This is a genomic window from Proteiniphilum sp. (assembly GCF_034927365.1).
GTDB lineage: Bacteria > Bacteroidota > Bacteroidia > Bacteroidales > Dysgonomonadaceae > Proteiniphilum.
Map to the genome: position 1 here is coordinate 439,500 of NZ_JAYFQD010000007.1, position 14,974 is coordinate 454,473.

The following is a 14,974-nucleotide window of genomic DNA, read 5'->3' on the forward strand; positions in this document are numbered from 1 at the left end:
AAAAACACTCACCGAAAATTATCGATAAGTGCCTTATTTTGAGAGTGATCCGGTTGAGATTCGAACTCAAGACCCACAGCTTAGAAGGCTGTTGCTCTATCCAGCTGAGCTACCGGACCATCCTTTATTCAGACATAAGAGCCAGGAATCAAGACAAAAGACATTTTTAATCATCTCCTTGCCAGAAAAAGCTCATGCCCATTTCAGGTTGCAAAAATAACGCAATTCTCAGAATAAAAAAAATTTATGAATCGCTAATTGATATATCTTTGTGGTATTCGGATATTATATTTCATAAACCGTTTTTAATTCAACAATATGGACAGAAGGAGATTTATCAGACAGTCATCGTTGGCAACAGCCGCAGTAGTAACAGGAGTGCATTCTCCGTTATTCGCACAAAACAGTTCCAACTTAAAGATCGGACTGATTGGAAGCGGATGGTATGGCATGGTGATCGCCAAGGCGGCACTACAAGCTGGCGGAGTGGAAATTGTTGCCATCTGCGATGTGGATACTACCCATCTGAAAAACAGTGCTACCGAACTGACAACATTACAGGGATCCAAACCCAAAGAGTTTAGGGATTACCATGAGCTGTTAAACATGCCGGGATTGGATGCAGTATTGATTGGTACCCCTCCCCATTGGCATGCGCTGCAATTTATAGATGTCTGCAAAAAAGGACTACCTATCTATTGTGAAAAACCGCTGGCATATGATATAGATGAAGGTAAAGCAATGATGGAAGCAGCACGGAAAGCAGAAAATATTATCCAGATCGGTTTCCAACGGCGTCAAAGCAATGCGTTCCAGAAAGCCAGGGAATTGATTCAAAACGGAAAGATAGGTAGGGTTCGCCAGATAGGTGCGCAAATACATTATAATCCGGGCAATGCGGATACCACTGTACAGGATCCACCTTCCTCACTGGATTGGGACGCATGGTGCGGTCCGGCCCCCAAACTACCCTACAGGCCATCTATCGGGCATGGAAGCTGGAGGCTCGAGAAAGAATATGGCAACGGTCATTTGGTAGACTGGGGCATCCATCATATAGACATCATCCGTACTATTATGGATTTTGATATGCCTGAATCGATATACGCTACCGGAAGCCTTGACGTGATGAAAGGAAGGATCACCACACCAGACACGCTTCTGGCAACCATGCATTTCAAAGATTGTCCGGTGGTCTGGCAACACAGGCTCTGGGGTACTGGAGAACTGAATCCTCAATTCAACAACGGCATATTCTTCTACGGAGAGAAAGGAACCCTGTTCGCTTCGGATGATAAGCTGATACTGACACCCACCGGGAGAGACAAAGATCAAGTGGTAATGGATATCGACACGCCGGATATGCAGGAGAAACATCTGGCCGAATTTATCCATGCAGTGAAAGCAAAAGATAAGCGTATGGTAAGTTGCAAGGTGGAAGATGCTTTTCGATCGACTGCCTCAGTGCAGTTAGCCATGATCGCCTATGAAACCGGAAGCGAAGTGAAATGGGATATCACCAGAAATACCATTTCGGACAACGACAAGGCTAAAAAATTGTCGGCACGTCCATACCGTCAAGGATATAAAAGACCAACATATTGATCACGATCATTTTTTAATTCCTGATCTTTGCGTAATTGCTATAAGGATATCATCTTGCAACCACAGGTGAATAACAACCATTTTGGGTTGGACACAAAAAAACTGGGTATGAATGAAGGGCAATGTTGCTGTTCATTCATACCCAGTAAAACGTGTAAATTATAATATACCCTGGCTCATCATCGCTTTGGCTACTTTCATAAAGCCGGCGATATTGGCACCTTTTACATAGTTAATATAACCATCGCTTTCGGTACCGTATTTCACGCAATTTTCGTGAATATTGGCCATAATCCATTTCAATTTATCATCAACCTGCTCTGCCGACCAGCTGTAACGCTCGGAATTCTGGGTCATTTCCAGTCCCGACACCGACACGCCACCAGCATTGGCAGCCTTACCCGGAGCATACAATACCTTGTTCGCCTGGAACACCGCGATAGCTTCAGGGGTACTCGGCATATTGGCACCTTCAGAAACAGCAAAGACTCCATTCTTCACCAACGCTTCGGCATCAGCCTGGTCGATCTCGTTCTGAGTAGCTGAAGGAAGGGCGATATCTCCTTTCTCCCCCCAAGGACGCGCTCCCGGAACATATTTGCAACCATATTCTTCGGCATATTCACGAATACGTCCACGATAGAGATTCTTCAATTCCATCACAAATTCCAGTTTCTCTTTCGTGATACCATCGGGATCATAGATATAACCGTCGGAATCGGACAAGGTTACGGGGATAGCGCCTAATTCAAGCAGCTTCTCGCAGGTATATTGGGCCACGTTACCCGACCCGGATACAATACATTTTTTCCCTTTGATATCTATATTTTTGGTCTTCAACATTTCCAGCAGGAAATATACATTTCCATAACCGGTAGCTTCGGGACGAATCAGCGAACCACCGAACTCACGTCCTTTACCAGTGAAGGTACCAGTGAACTCCTGGGCCAATTTCTTGTATTTCCCGAACATATAACCTACTTCACGGCCACCTACGCCTATATCACCGGCAGGCACATCGGTATTGGGTCCGATCACGCGCCACAGACCTTCCACGAAAGCCTGGCAGAAACGCATCACCTCCGCATCTGATTTGCCACGCGGTGAAAAATCGGATCCTCCTTTGGCCCCCCCCATCGGCAGTGTCGTAAGTGCATTCTTGAATGTCTGCTCAAAAGCAAGGAACTTTAGGATAGACGGTGATACCGAAGCATGGAAACGAATTCCTCCCTTATAAGGACCAATAGCATTGTTATGCTGCACCCGATAACCCATGTTGGTCTGTACGTTGCCCTTATCATCCACCCAGGTAACCCGGAAAGTATGGATCTTGTCGGGAATCACTAACCGCTCGATCAGGTTTGCTTTTTCAAACTCGGGATGTTCGTTATACACCTCCTCAATGGATTCCACCACCTCCTCCACTGCCTGATGATATTCAGGCTCATTGGGAAAACGTCTTTTTAGAAGACCTAGAACTTCTGAAGATTTCATACGCCAATATTTATTTTTACACTATGGTCGTATGGAACTCGCTTTTAATCTTACTGCTCGTTTCATACGTCAATACTTATTTTTACACTATGGTTGTAGGAATAAATGCCGGAACATACAAACACACCGGGAAAGCCTCAAAATAATCACGATGACGGATTCAATCGAATAGAATCCGATTTCCTGAAAATACCTCACAACTAAATAGTGTTATTAAATAACCACTTTGAAATACAAAGGTAAAAATAAATTTCTAAAACAAAAATACTTGATCATTTTTTATCAAATATGTTACCAAAAAGCTTGTTTTATTATACTTTTGTCAATGATAATAAAAACAAACATCTTTCGAATCGTGGTGAAAGGGATGTAAATATTCATATTCTAAATTTAATCATCATATGTGTGGAATAGTCGGATATATCGGTAGCAAGCAAGCCTACCCTATTTTAATAAAAGGACTTCACAGGCTGGAATACCGTGGGTATGACAGTGCCGGAATTGCCTTGCTCGATAAAGATAACCTCAAAGTTTACAAGGCAAAGGGAAAAGTAGAAGAATTGGAGCACTTCGCACAACAGAAGGACGTCACGGGAACGATCGGGATCGCACATACCCGCTGGGCGACTCACGGTGAGCCGACTCAAAATAATGCACATCCTCATTATTCACAATCGGAAGAGATCGCCATCATACATAACGGGATCATCGAGAACTATGCAGTACTCAAAGAAGGATTAATAAAAGAAGGATATATATTCCAGAGCGAAACCGATACGGAAGTACTGGTGCAGTTGATAGAATATATGAAGAAAACAAACGACACCGATCTACCTACTGCAGTACAGTTAGCGTTGGGACAGGTCGTAGGGGCATATGCAATTGCGGTTCTCGACAAACACAATCCGGATCTGATGGTAGCAGCCAGGAAAGGAAGTCCCTTAGTGGTCGGCATAGGAGAAGATGAATATTTTATCGGTTCGGATGCGACACCCATCATCGAATACACCAACAAGGTCTCCTATATCGGCGAGGAAGAGATTGTCACTCTAAAACGGAATGAACCACTTAAGATCAAAACAATAGGGAATATTGAGAAAACTCCACAGATACACCAATTGGAGATGACCCTCAGCCAACTCGAAAAAGGAGGATATCCCCATTTCATGTTGAAAGAAATATTTGAACAACCCCATTCCCTAAGTGATTGTATGCGAGGGAGAGTGAATGTAGACAAGGATAATATCACTTTGGCCGGTTTTATCGACAATAAAGACAAATTCCTGAATGCCAAACGGATCATTATTACTGCATGCGGCACTTCCTGGCATGCTGCGCAGATTGGCATGTACGCTATCGAAGAGTATGCCCGTATTCCTGTGGAGGTGGAATATTCATCCGAATTCCGTTACCGAAAGCCGGTCATCCATAAAGACGATATTGTCATTGCCATATCCCAGTCGGGGGAGACTGCCGATACATTGGCTGCGGTAGAGCTTGCCAAACAGCACGGAGCCTTTATCTTTGGCATTTGTAACGTAGTGGGTTCCTCAATCCCCAGGAATACACATTCCGGTTGTTATACCCATGTGGGCCCCGAAATCGGCGTAGCATCAACCAAAGCCTTTACTGCACAAGTGACCGTCCTCACTATGCTGGCCATCCTGATCGGGAAGGAGAACGGGACGATATCGCACGATGAATACCTCAGACTGATCAGGGAACTGAGCCTGATACCGGACAAGATAGGAGAAGTATTAAAGAAAAGTGATCAGATTACCGAATTGGCAAAGACTTTTACTTACGCCGCCAATTGCATTTATCTGGGTAGAGGTTATAATTTTCCTATCGCTTTGGAAGGTGCATTGAAACTGAAAGAGATCTCCTATATACATGCCGAGGGTTATCCTGCCGCCGAGATGAAACATGGTCCCATAGCGCTTATCAATAATGAAATGCCGGTGATAGCCATTGCAACCCAATCCGAGACTTATGAGAAAGTACTGAGTAATATCCAGGAGATAAAAGCCCGGAAAGGCAGGATTATTTCGATAGTGACAGAGGGTGATGATATTATAAAAAGTCTTTCATCCCATACTATTGAAGTCCCTGAAACGGTACCCTGTCTGGCTCCTTTGATTTCGGTGATCCCTCTTCAATTACTGGCATATCATATTGCAGTAGTGAAGGGCTGCGATGTGGACCAACCCCGTAATTTGGCAAAATCGGTAACGGTTGAATAAATGCCGCCGAATTCTGACAAGCGAGGAGGGAAATACAATTGAACCGGTTTTGTTGTAACAAAAACTTAATTATAACTTAATCAAAACGTAATACCCTGTTTGCGGTTATCTCCCTACTTTTGTACAGTGTAAATTAACTGACAAAAACATCCATTATGAGATCTGTATTAATGATTGGTTGCTCTTTATTGATTTCGGTGTCTGCAATTGCTTTCACTGACAATAACGGCGAAAAGAAAAGTAAAGAGACCACATCGGTGAACCGTGTGGAGAATGTAAAAGCGTTACAACTGACGGGGTCAGTAGTAGACGATAAGAACAAAGAGACACTTGCCGGTGCGACTATTATTGTGGACGGAAAGAAATATTATTCCGATCTGGATGGACAATTCTCCATCTCCGAAATAACTCCCGGCAAATATAAAGTTACAGTTGAACTTATTTCTTATGAGCCCTATACCACCGAGATAGATCTCAAGAAGAATCAAAAACTGAATGTGAGTCTGCTGCAAAAGTAGCAAGCAGAAAAAAAATTTAAAAAGAGGCGGGATTCAGAAATGGTCCCGCCTCTCTTTTTTAAAAATATTCGATATTACCGTTATTACTACTGCAAGTCAAGAGAGATTTTTCCGAGCAGTGAGGCAGTACTTCTCTCCGATATTGATTTGGCATATTGTTCCTTGAAGTTACGGTGCGACTTCATCAGATTGCTTGATTGCAGGGTGATAATCTTCGATTCATTGACAAGGTTCAGGAACAGGATACTACTACGGGTAGTCGATTCTCCGGCTTTCACCCTTTTTATCTGCCGTTTAGTCAACTTCGGATTGAGATCGAGAATTGTTTCGCGCATATTGGTTATCTGACTAAAGTTGCTATAATCATCTGATTTTTCCATCCTCTCATACTCTGTAAATGCTTCAGAAAGTATTTTATATAAACCCTTGAGATCCTCGATCTGCTCTTTTGAGAAGGCTGCATGATTATTGTCGATATACTGGTAAGTGGATTCCGATATTGCTTTCAACGATTTGGTAATCTCATAGGAGTAGTCCACTAACTGTACATATTCCTGTTCAAGATCCAGAGCATTGAGTTGTATACTTTCCAAGGTGGGCACCACTTCATAATCCCTCTTATCCTTGAATCGTCCATACAATTCATAAGCTTCCCCCGTCGCTTTCTTCACAATCTTCCTGTCTTCATCTTTCAGGCTATCGATAATACGTTTATAGATGGAGATAGTTTTTCCCAACATCAGTTGTACCTCATCATTACATGAATTTACCAGTTGTTGTTCGCTGGAAAGGACTTTTTGTTGCTGTAATTCTTTAGATTTCAATTTCGAATGTAACCTTCCGGATTTGAACAGGATAAAACCGACCAAAAGCACCATGACAACGATAGCGATCTTACCGGCCCACATCAGGAATGATGCTACGATCATGGCAGCGGTGAATGCTACCAGAGCCGTCAACAGCCAGCCTGCCACTACCGTAAGAACACCGTTAATACGGTAAACGGCGCTCTCTCTCCCCCAGGCCCTGTCAGCCAGAGAACTACCCATTGCCACCATGAAAGTGACATAGGTGGTGGATAAAGGCAGTTTCAACGATGTACCCAATGAGATCAGCAGGGCAGCAATGGTAAGGTTGACAGAGGCCCTTATCAAATCGAAAGAAGCTCTGTTTTCCAGTTCTACCTCTTGAAATCGCTTGTCAATAAATTTTTTTACCGATTCCGGCATCATCTTGCCGACCGATTTACTGATAGTAAGGCTACCTCTTACTATACTGCGCGAGAGGGGTGATGAAGAGAATCGTTCCAACCCTTCCCCTTTCCGGGCAAGGTTTACCTCCGTTTCGGTGACAGTCCGGGATTTTTTAGAAAACCATAAAGCCAGCACCATGATCACTCCGGCAACCAGCAACCACCAAATATTGGCCACTACCGGTTCCGACAGCTTACCCATGTGGAGCAGATTGATATCACCCCCTGAGGCGGCTACCTCCTGGGCTATCCGAAATGAATCGTAACCTGCCATGGATACACCGATAAAATTCACCAGATCGTTCCCGGCAAAGGCCATAGCCAATGCGGCAGTACCAGTCAAAACAATTACCTTTAATATCTTTACACGGAAAAGATGCTGAAGGATAGCCATGAGTAACATCCACCCCACAAAAGTGTAGAGGATGGCGGTACCCATATGGTGTTCCAGATAATCAAGCATATCGGGAGTGACCAATACGCTTCCTTTCAACCCCTTAAAAATGGCAAAATAGGTAATGGAGGTAAGTGCAACTCCACCCCATAACGCACCCAGGTATTTGAATGTCTTACTGTAATTGAAGGAGAATATCAAACGGGAGATATACATAATGACACTACCCGTGACAAAGGCAATAGCAATGGAGATAAATATACCTCCGATGATGGCCAACGCTTTTCCACTGTTGATGAATTCACCGATATTTCCGCCAGAATCTGAACCCCATACGGAAAAAAGGGCAACAGCAACTGCGGCACCCAATAGTTCGAATATCAGGGAAATAGTAGTAGATGTGGGTAATCCGAAAGTATTGAAAAGGTCAAGCAGAATAACATCCGTAATCATTACCGCTAGAAACAGCATCATGATAGCCGGAAAGGTGAATTTTTCCGGGAAAATGACCCCGCTTCGGGCAATTTCCATCATGCCGCTTGAGAACATCGTGCCGATCATCACACCTATGGAAGCAACGGTGAGAATCACCCAAAGGGGAGCCACTTTTGACCCGATGCTCGAATTAAGAAAGTTCACCGCATCATTCGCCACACCTACAATGAGGTCTAATGCTGCTAAACCCAGTAGAATAATTACAATAATCAGATAAATTAGATCCATTTTGTGCTGAAAAAATTTGGCACAAAGGTCTCCTATAAATGTTACAAAATGGTTACGTTTTGGTTACAATATTGTTAAGATTACAGGCATAATTCAAACCTACGCCAACATATTGTGCTATCTATTTCAGTATTTTTTTTCGTCTAACAATTCTCCTTTCTCATTCCACATTCTCCAGATTCCTGTTTTCCTGCCATCGTTGTAGTTCATTTCGTACCGTTGTGTTCCCAACTCATCCCAGATACGCCATGTCCCATGCTTTTGGCCATCCTTATATTCAGCTTCGGAGATCAATTGACCGGATATGTCATAATTTCGCCACAGACCATGCAATTTCCCGTTCTTATAGGAACGCACCTCTTTCGGTTTCCGATTTTCGAAATAGACAATATAAGAGCCTTCCGGCAGACCATTTTTTATCTGCATTTCAAGTTTGATCGTATTATTATCATAATATTCACGGTAATCCCCAGTATAGAGCTGTGTTTGTGCCCGATCGTAGTAATAGATACCACCCGACTGGTACAACTGCGGGATATCCTGCCGCTCCTGTGCCAGCAGGCCCACAATGATAAGTAAGCCAATCAATATGAGCAATACTTTTATTCTCACTTCTGTTTTCTTTTGTAATTTAAGTTCCATAAATCGGTCGTATTGTTATGAAAGCAAAAAACACCTTGATTTGCACCAAGGTATTTTTCATTTTCAGGTTGCTCGTTATCATTAAAACTCATATCCTGTCCAGGAGAAGAGATTGGAAGAACAGCCGGCATTGCCTGTTTCAATTTTTACATTGGGAAATCCGGTTTCAGGATTGATTGCCTTGTCTGTAACAGAAGTCAATTGGTTTGTCAGGCTGATGGCCGTACCGGTATTTGCACCATTCAGGTCGATCACATCCTGTGCCGTACCTGTACCTTTGACCAATGCATTCTGGATAGTTGCTTTGGCACCACGGCGAATGAGAATTACGTCCTGCATCGTTTTTTTCTTGAAATCGGCGTGATTCTTATCGGTAAGGGCAGCCAATTTAAGCTCGATCGTCATATTCTTGATGGTAAAATCAGACTGTCCGGTGTGATCAGGGAATTTACCGTCCAGGTTACCGTCAGCTTCCACACCGCGGGGATCGGACTCGGAGCTGGAATAATCACTCTCCCAAACTCCATAGGCATTTTCCAGTGTTCCGGTATAACCTTGGGTGAAGTCGAACATATCATCGTCAGAATTCACTACCAACAGGTTCTTCACATTTACCGAACCACCAAAGAATTCGATTCCGTCATCGGCTCCGTCCGGAATAAATATATTTTCAATTTTGGTACCGTTACCTACACCGTTCAATGTAAGACCATTGTGCTCCACGTCTGCACTGGAACGTGCTCCGGTATATTCGAGCTTCAGATAGGTGATTGATCCGGAATTATCAGCAACATTGGTTCCACCATATTTATATTCGGTGTTAATTTCGGTAGTACCGGTAGTACCGCCTGCAAGCGGTGCACGACCGTTGATGATCAATCCGCCCCAGTGGCCTTGTGATGCATTCGCCGTATTGGCAGTCATGGTAACGGGCGCTTGCGCAGTTCCGTTTACAAAGATCTTGCCACCCTGTAACACGAGGATATAGTTTCCAAAACCTTCATTGGCTTTGATAACCGTACCTCCGGGAATATGTAATTCACCATTTTCCTCTATGATAAAATTACCAGTCAGTGCATATTCTTTTCCAGCCTTCAATTCCAATTTGTCTTTCAATTTGCCCAAAAGGACACCTTCGTCAGCAAGCTTGTGAACGAGTTCCCTGTCATCCACTTTATCCGTGTCGTCGTTTCCGCAGGAAGTCAATACCATCGATGACAACATAACAGCAAACATCATAAAACTTAAAAAAATCTTTTTCATCTTGTTTGATAAATTAATTAATAAAATAGTGTGAAAAATATTCAGCAATTAAAATTCATAGCTTACTCCTAAGCTTATATTTTGTCCCTTTTTAAATTTATTCAATATCACATTGTCGTCCGAAGAACTATTTCCGCGAGTCAATCGATAAGCTGGATTCAACAAGTTGGAAGCCTTGGTTTTTAATGAAAAATGTTTGTCGAATTTGTACGACGCAGTAAAGTCGAGCGTAGCTACACCTTCCTCGACAATATCCTTATAACCTCCCGCACCGATAGTATGAATACGACTGCTGAAGTAGTTAAAAATCAAAGATGTGATAAGGCTTCTCTCTTTTTTAGTGTAGTTGTACGACAGGTCGAAGTTCAGGAGGAAGGGCGATGCACCTTCCAGACCACTATTCCTGGGATCTGTATTGAGAATATCCAGTGTGAGGCTGGTGTAAATATAAGAGGCGTTCAATGCGGCAGAGAGCCTGTTCATCTCCTCCGTTTCCGTGTGGAACCGGTTAAAGATATTCTTTCTAAGTTCAACTTCCACTCCACCTACCAGAGCATGATCTCCAATATTGTCGTAGGTAAGCAATCCTGCCGAATTTCCCTGATCCACACGACCAATGGGCTTGACAATATATTTATAAAAACCGGTTATTGAAAACAACTCATTGGGACTGATATAATAATCCCATTTCAAATCGGCGTTGTAATTATCCGACGGTTTGAGATTAGGATTACCCTGACTGGTAAACGATATGTTCACGTATTGATAAGGAGAAATCTCTTTCGATTGAGGCAACGTATAGGTTTTATTTATACCAAGGCGTAAACTGTTTTTACCATTCAGATCATATTTTAGATTGAAGCTGGGTAAGAAATAGTTTTTCCTGATCGGTTTTTTCCCCGGCGAAACATGCTGCACATTATAGTCTACCGTCAAATCTACCACATCGGCTCTCAGCCCGGCGTTACCGGCGAAATTAGGCGATAATTGGTACGATATCTCTCCAAATCCCGAGTGGATATATTTGGTTACATCATACGTGTTGGGAGGATAAGTGGACATGCTGAATCGTCCATCCTTCATATTTTGTTCGTTATACAGATCATCCAGTTGCAAACCTTCAATCGGATAGATGCCACCTAATGCATCAAAATTATATTCGACAGCTTCAAATTCATCGCCCACAAAACGTCCGTTATATCCTAATTTTAATGTCGAATTTCCACTGTTAAAACGGTCGTTCAATTTGTAAGTCAGAACCGTTTTCAGATTTATATCATTACTTTGGAGAGTAGAGAAAAAACGCTTTTGACGGTTACTTCCGGTGAGAACATAGCTACCATCATCTTGTCGGGAAAGATAATTTTCCCTTCTGTCGGGTTCCTGACCCTGCACTCTGTTGTAAGAGATACCTGCACTTAGTTTGAGCAGTTTTGAGAGCTCCCAGTCCGATATCAATTGATTTACAACCAATAGATTATCATTAGCCTGTTGTCTTCTCAGGAAACCCATAAAGTCGGGACTATCCTGATGACGTTCCTTGTGGAAACCCCTGTATTCGCTCACATACTGATCATTAGAATGAATCAGCATGAAGTTATATTGTAGATTGTGTTTGTTACGAATATCGTATGTCGCATTTCCGAGTAGCAGTTGGTTGATATTTTGGGAATACTTATCCCCTTTTTGATCTTGCCATATTTCCCCGTCTGTATAGGAGTTTCTTACCTGTTCTTCCGTATAGGAATAATCGGTATTGTAAGATGCGACAACAAAGAATGACAAGGGATTTTCTCCCAGTCGAAAAGATTTCCCGCCAGAAATGCCATAGTCATGGTTAAATGGTAATGACACCACTTTAGGATCGAGACTGTTTCGGAAGTCAAATTGATTTGTAGCAGGACGTTCACTATTGGCAAATCCAAAATAACTGGATCCATCCTGGCGCAAAAAATCGGTACCGGAAGTAGATGTATTAAATCCTCCGGAGAGGTCAATACCAAGGGCATAATCACCAACCAATTCCTTGGAAGCAATATTAATCGCGGCTCCACCTACATCGGAGTAATCACTTCCTCTGAATACTTTATTTACAGTTATATTTTGAATTACATCTGTTCCAAAAAATTCGAGCGCTATATTTTTGTATTCCGGATCTTCCGAAGGGATTACAAATCCATTAAGCATCGTCACATTATAACGGTCTCCCAATCCACGGACAAATACATTCTTTACTCCCTCCTGTTTGGAAATACCAGATACCTGAGCCACGGCTGCCTGTGCATTACCTACTCCTTTTCTCGACAATTCGCGGGCACCGACAGCTTGTGTGGAAACCAATGCTTGCCGTTGCTCCATCAATAAAATATTTTCACTCTCACGGTTTGCCCGTGATACAACTACCACCTCCTGCAGGTTTATATCATCGTTCTTCAATAAAAAATCAATTATCATTTCATCGTTTCCTTCAACGACAACCCCGGCTTTTGTTGCATTCTGATAAGCCACATATGATGCAATAAGCGTATAAGTTCCTGCACCCACATTCCGGATAATATAATTTCCGTCAAGGTCGGCAGCTGCTCCGTTGGTGGTTCCTTCTATTAATACCGATGCACCTATCAGCGGTTCATTGGTTTGGGCGTCTACTATTTTTCCCTTTATAGTGCCTGTCTGACTATAAACAAGTACCGGAAAGCCAAGAAAAAACAATAAAACGGACCATATCGAAAATTCAAATTTATATCTCACAAATTACTCTTTATGTTAGATTTTCGACACAAAGGTCTCCCATAAATGTTACAGATCGATTAAGATTTAGTTACATTGTTATTAAGATTTCAATTCAACCCTCTCACCTCTCTTTTCCCCGTATAGCGTGAGAATTATTGCAAGTTGAAATTATTGAACAAATTTATACTACTTTTACGCCTATGAAGTATAATCCTGGAAATAAAATAGTAACGGGTGTTTTCTGCCTGTTAATAAACATATCCCTCCTCAATGCCCAGCAGTTGAGCTACGCTACACGGGCGTTGGGAAATGATCATTTAGGACATCCGGGACCACATGTTCAAAATCATATAACCCACATGAAGGTAATGCCCGACGGGAAGTGCTATACCTGGTCTATTTGGGACGAGGGAGGTAATTCAAAAAGCATATATCAGAATGGACAAATGATTGATCGTCACAATGATGATAATATTAGTTCATACAACACAACCGATTTAAAAGGTAATATATGGACAATCGAAAAACCATTCCGTCGTTTTCTTGCCCAAAAGGTTAATCCGGGTGGGATTGGATACGATAAAGATGATTACGACACCTATATCAAACCGGTTCCCACCGGCTCCAATGCTCCCTATATAAAATGTTCAGACGGAAGGATTATTACAGATGTAGTTGATCCCTCGGCAATAGGAATAAATTACAATACGGGTGAATTACTGGTAGCAGAGAATGGACCGGATCAGAATGTAAGGATATATAATATTTCGGGAAAGCCCAAGCTGGTTGGTACATTTGGAAGGAGAGGAGGTGTTTGGGGGAAGAATAATCCCGGCTTGATGGATAATCCTTTAAAATTTGCAGGAATAACGGGAGTAGGCGCCGATAGCGAAGGCACTATTTACGTGGCAAATTCAGTCGTAAACGCTCAGGAATGTGCGGGTGGGTGTTCCGATCTCAGGGCTTTCAATCCGGATGGTAGCCTGAGATGGAGGGCAAAAGGGTTGCTATTTGTGAACTCTGCCGTGGTTGATCCCAACAGTGATGGCACCATCATATATACCTCTTATTATAAGTTTAAAATGGATTACAGCAAACCTGCCGGGCAGGATTGGGAAGTGATTGCAACCTCCATCAATCCCTTTGATTACCCCGATGATCCACGCTTATTGCATTCCACAGAAGAAGCTTTTGATATCAGGTATATCAACGAAAATAAGTATCTCTATTTAAGCGATATGTATACCAATGCATTTTTTATATACCGGTTTGATGGTGAGATAGCGGTTCCTTGTGCAGTGTTTACTGCCGCATATGGATGGAATGGCGATGAATACAACAGGCTTATTTGGCATTGGAACAGGAACAGGCCTCCGGGACCCCGCTGGATGTGGGTTGACAGAAATGGTGATGCCACTGCCACGAGCGATGAATTCGAAACTTTCGACATTGGCCGGTTTGTTGAAGCCATAGATGTTGATAAAGAAGGTAATATTTACATGGGAAATGGTGGAAACCAGTCTGGTGTGTGGAAGTTTCCTGCAAACCACTACGACAGTCATGGCAACCCTCAATATTCAGCGTCCTCCATCACGAAAATAGTGGATGTAGGACATTCCGTGGCTACCATGAAATGGCTGGAAGATACTGATTTGTTTATTTGTGGTAACAACTGGAAAATAAGCGAGATTGATATCTGGGAAAACTGGAGTAAACCCTCCAGAAAATCAGTCAGGAAGATTAAAACCATTACCGGCGATAATTTACATCCGGAGAGTATTACCGCCGATAATGAATATGTTTATCTTTCCTATATGGGAGTCACCGGTCCTAACGGTACTTCGGGCGAAATAGCCGTTTACAGAATAGCTGATGGTGTCTTTATGGGTTATATTCTACCTGGACCCGAAGTAGAAAACCATTCGGGATGGCTGGATATGAATCAACCCACAAAGGTATTCGTAAGGCCGAACGGGGAGCGTATCATTACGGTGGAAGAAGACCATGCGGGCAAGATTTTGATTTACAGCTGGCGTCCACCAGACAATTGAAACTCACCCTGCGAAGCTTATCCAAGCAATTAAAGTCCAAAGAACCATCCGGTCAA

9 protein-coding genes and 1 tRNA gene are annotated in these 14,974 nt (G+C 42.7%); 4 read left to right on the forward strand and 6 right to left on the reverse strand.

Annotated elements, in window-relative coordinates:
- Nucleotides 1-45 precede the first annotated feature (45 nt).
- A tRNA-Arg gene (locus VB073_RS05375) sits at nt 46-119 on the reverse strand.
- A 199-nt stretch (nt 120-318) separates the two neighbouring features.
- On the opposite strand from VB073_RS05375, the gene VB073_RS05380 reads away from it, so the two are divergent.
- Nucleotides 319-1,605 carry a Gfo/Idh/MocA family oxidoreductase gene (locus VB073_RS05380; protein WP_323403113.1) on the forward strand — a complete coding sequence of 429 codons (1,287 nt, stop codon included), beginning with the start codon at nt 319-321 and terminating at the stop codon, nt 1,603-1,605.
- Between the two features lie 159 nt (nt 1,606-1,764).
- On the opposite strand, the gene VB073_RS05385 is transcribed toward VB073_RS05380, so the two are convergent.
- Nucleotides 1,765-3,099, reverse strand: coding sequence for an NADP-specific glutamate dehydrogenase (locus tag VB073_RS05385; RefSeq protein WP_323403114.1), 1,335 nt, complete (start codon nt 3,097-3,099; stop codon nt 1,765-1,767).
- A 401-nt stretch (nt 3,100-3,500) separates the two neighbouring features.
- Here VB073_RS05385 and glmS point away from each other — a divergent pair, with 401 nt between their 5' ends.
- Nucleotides 3,501-5,342 (forward strand): glutamine--fructose-6-phosphate transaminase (isomerizing), encoded by a 1,842-nt coding sequence (gene glmS / locus VB073_RS05390; RefSeq protein WP_323403115.1) that lies wholly within the window; start codon nt 3,501-3,503, stop codon nt 5,340-5,342.
- A gap of 155 nt (nt 5,343-5,497) precedes the next feature.
- The gene (locus VB073_RS05395; RefSeq protein ID WP_323403116.1) at nt 5,498-5,860 is read left to right on the forward strand and encodes a carboxypeptidase-like regulatory domain-containing protein; all 363 of its coding nucleotides are present in this window, start codon (nt 5,498-5,500) and stop codon (nt 5,858-5,860) included.
- Nucleotides 5,861-5,946: 86 nt separating this feature from the next.
- Here VB073_RS05395 and VB073_RS05400 read toward each other — a convergent pair whose 3' ends face one another.
- The 4 genes from VB073_RS05400 to VB073_RS05415 all read right to left on the reverse strand — a co-directional run bounded on the left by VB073_RS05400 (nt 5,947) and on the right by VB073_RS05415 (nt 12,885).
- Complete coding sequence (locus VB073_RS05400; protein WP_323403117.1) at nt 5,947-8,229, reverse strand: inorganic phosphate transporter; 2,283 nt, start codon at nt 8,227-8,229, stop codon at nt 5,947-5,949.
- Between the two features lie 126 nt (nt 8,230-8,355).
- The gene (locus tag VB073_RS05405) at nt 8,356-8,871 is read right to left on the reverse strand and encodes a toxin-antitoxin system YwqK family antitoxin (RefSeq protein WP_323403118.1); all 516 of its coding nucleotides are present in this window, start codon (nt 8,869-8,871) and stop codon (nt 8,356-8,358) included.
- An 81-nt stretch (nt 8,872-8,952) separates the two neighbouring features.
- Nucleotides 8,953-10,134: a hypothetical protein gene (locus VB073_RS05410; RefSeq protein WP_323403119.1), complete on the reverse strand. Its 1,182-nt coding sequence runs from the start codon at nt 10,132-10,134 to the stop codon at nt 8,953-8,955.
- Between the two features lie 48 nt (nt 10,135-10,182).
- Nucleotides 10,183-12,885, reverse strand: coding sequence for a TonB-dependent receptor (locus VB073_RS05415; protein ID WP_323403120.1), 2,703 nt, complete (start codon nt 12,883-12,885; stop codon nt 10,183-10,185).
- 182 nt (nt 12,886-13,067) lie between these two features.
- Here VB073_RS05415 and VB073_RS05420 point away from each other — a divergent pair, with 182 nt between their 5' ends.
- Entirely contained in the window at nt 13,068-14,918 is a 1,851-nt protein-coding gene (locus tag VB073_RS05420; protein WP_323403121.1) for a hypothetical protein, read from the forward strand.
- The last annotated feature ends 56 nt before the right edge of the window (nt 14,919-14,974 follow it).